Genomic DNA, 2,676 nt, shown 5'->3' with positions numbered 1-2,676 from the left:
CCGAGCCCGAGGGTACCCGGATGACCTGGGTGCAGGACTTCGCGATGCACCCGCGGGCCCCGCTGGACAACGCGGGGATGACCGAGCGGATCAACACCAACAGCCGCGTCCAGCTCGCGGTCATCAAGGAACGGATCGAGCGGGCGGCGCGGGCCGGCTCCGCCACCACGGGAGGCGACGATGAGTGAGACCACCGATCAGCGCCCGGCGGCCGACGCGCCGGCGTACCGGACGGTCGCCGCCCGCGACGTCCCGGCCGACCGGCGGCGCGGCGGCGAGCTGCGGGTGCTGCTCGGGCCGAAGACGGTCGGCAGCACCTCCGGGTTCATGGGGGTGGCCTGCCTCGCCCCGGGCGAGCGCATCGCCGAGCACTACCACCCGTACAGCGAGGAGTTCCTGTACGTGGTGCGGGGGGCGATCACCGTCGACCTGGACGACCGGCCGGTGCCGTTGGCCGCCGGGGAGGCGCTGTACGTGCCGCTATACGTGCGGCACCGGCTGCGCAACACCGGCCCGGAGCCGGCCGAGGTGGTGTTCCACCTGGGCCCGCTCGCGCCCCGCCCGGAGCTGGGTCACGTCGACACCGAGCTGGCGGAACAGCGGGGCGCGTCGTGACCGCGCGCCGCACGGTGGTGACCGGCGTCGGGGTGGTCGCCCCGGGCGGCGTGACCCGGGACCGGTTCTGGAAGATGATCACCGAGGGGCGCACGGCGACGCGGCGGATCACGTTCTTCGACCCGTCGCCGTTCCGTTCCCGCATCGCCGCCGAGTGCGACTTCGACCCCGTCGCCGCCGGGCTCACCGAGGCCGAGCGGCGGCGCGCCGACCGCTACGTGCAGTTCGCCCTGGCCTGCTCGATCGAGGCGGTCGCCGACAGCGGCCTGGAGCTGACCGACGCGCAGCGCGACCGCGCCGGGGTGGTGCTCGGCACCGCGGTCGGCGGCACCATGGCCCTGGAGCAGGAGTACGTGACCGTCAGCGACTCCGGCAGCCGGTGGCTGGTCGACCACGGTCGCGGCGGGCCGTACCTGTACCAGGCGCTCGTGCCCAGCAGCCTGGCCGCCGACGTGGCCTGCCGGCACGGGCTGCACGGCCCGGCGCAGGTCGTCTCCACCGGCTGCACCTCCGGCATCGACGCCATCGGGTACGCCCACCAGCTCATCGCCGACGGCGAGGCCGACATCGTGCTGGCCGGGGCGGCGGACTCGCCGATCTCCCCGGTCACCGTCGCCTCCTTCGACGCGATCAAGGCGACCAGCCCCGACAACGACGACCCGGCGCACGCGTCGCGCCCGTTCGACGCCGACCGGCAGGGTTTCGTCCTCGCCGAGGGCGCGGCGGTGCTGGTGCTGGAGGAGTACGGGCACGCCCGCCGACGTGGGGCGCACGTCTACTGCGAGGTCGCCGGGTACGCCAGCCGCAGCAACGGCTACCACATGACGGGGCTGCGCCCCGACGGACTGGAGATGGGGCTGGCCATCTCGGCGACCCTGAAGCAGGCGCGGCTGATCCCGGAACAGGTTTCCTACATCAGCGCGCACGGCTCCGGCACCCGGCAGAACGACCGGCACGAGACGGCGGCGTTCAAGCGGGCTCTCGGCGAGGCCGCCCACCGGGTGCCGATCAGCTCCATCAAGTCCATGGTGGGGCACTCCCTCGGCGCGATCGGGTCCATCGAGATGGCCGCCTGCGCCCTCGCGATCGAGTACGGCGTGGTCCCGCCCACGGCCAACTGGGCCACCCGCGACCCCGAGTGCGACCTGGACTACGTGCCGAACGTGGCCCGGGAGTTGCCGGTGGACGTGGCGCTGTCGGTGGGCAGCGGGTTCGGCGGCTTCCAGTCGGCGATGGTGTTCCGCCGGTTGGGCGCGGCGGCGCAGGGCAGGGCGGCGTGACCACCCGGGCGGTGGTCACCGGGATCGGGGTGGTCGCCCCGAGCGGCATCGGCGCCGAGGCGCACTGGTCCACCGTGGTCACGCGCGCCCGGCGCACGGGGCCGATCACCCTGTTCGACCCGGCCTCCTACCCCACCCGCTTAGCCGGTCAGGTGCCCGACTTCGAGGCCCTGACCTGGGCGGACAACCGCCGGCTGGTGCAGACCGACCGGTGGACCCACCTGGGGTTCGCGGCCACCAGGCTGGCGTTGGCCGACGCCGGGCTGCCCGAACGCGCCCCCGACCCGTACGGGTACGCGGTCACCCTGGCCAGCTCGTCGGGGGGGAACCTGTTCGGGCAGCGGGAGCTGCAACGGCTGTGGGGCGGGCCGTCACGCACCGTCGGGGCGTACCAGTCGATCGCCTGGTTCTACGCCGCCAGTGTCGGGCAGCTCTCCATCCACCACCAGTTCAAGGGCCCCTGCGGGGTGCTGGTCAGCGAGTCCGCCGGCGGGCTGGACAGCCTCGCCCACGCGGTGCGCACCGTGCGGCGGGGTACCCCCGTGGTGATCGCCGGGGCGACCGAGTGCCCGTTGAGCCCGTACGCGCTGGCCTGTCAGCTGCGGTCCGGGCTGCTCAGCGTCCAGGACGACCCGGTTTTTTTTTGTACCGGCCGTTCGACGCCGACGCCGCGGGGTACGTCCCGGCCGAGGGCGGGGCGGTGTTCGTGGTGGAGGAGCTGACGCACGCTCTGGCCCGGGGGGCGCGGATCTACGGGGAGGTCACCGGGTGGGGGGCCACC

The 2,676-nt window shown here is 74.1% G+C and carries 2 protein-coding genes and 2 pseudogenes; all 4 read left to right on the top strand.

Annotated features, from left to right (window positions below):
* Positions 1-188 (top strand): annotated as a pseudogene (locus MCAG_RS30225) (cyclase); the annotation flags it as partial.
* Entirely contained in the window at positions 181-615 is a 435-nt protein-coding gene (locus MCAG_RS02030) for a cupin domain-containing protein (RefSeq protein ID WP_007071329.1), read from the top strand. The pseudogene MCAG_RS30225 and the gene MCAG_RS02030, both read left to right, overlap by 8 nt.
* Positions 612-1,895, top strand: coding sequence for a beta-ketoacyl synthase (locus tag MCAG_RS02025; RefSeq protein WP_007071328.1), 1,284 nt, complete (start codon positions 612-614; stop codon positions 1,893-1,895). The genes MCAG_RS02030 and MCAG_RS02025 overlap by 4 nt, the downstream gene beginning before the upstream one ends.
* Positions 1,892-2,676, top strand: a pseudogene (locus tag MCAG_RS02020) (beta-ketoacyl synthase N-terminal-like domain-containing protein); the annotation flags it as partial. The gene MCAG_RS02025 and the pseudogene MCAG_RS02020, both read left to right, overlap by 4 nt.

The organism is Micromonospora sp. ATCC 39149, from assembly GCF_000158815.1.
In the GTDB taxonomy this organism is placed as follows: Bacteria; Actinomycetota; Actinomycetes; order Mycobacteriales; family Micromonosporaceae; genus Micromonospora.
This window is presented reverse-complemented; position numbering and strand designations above follow the sequence as displayed.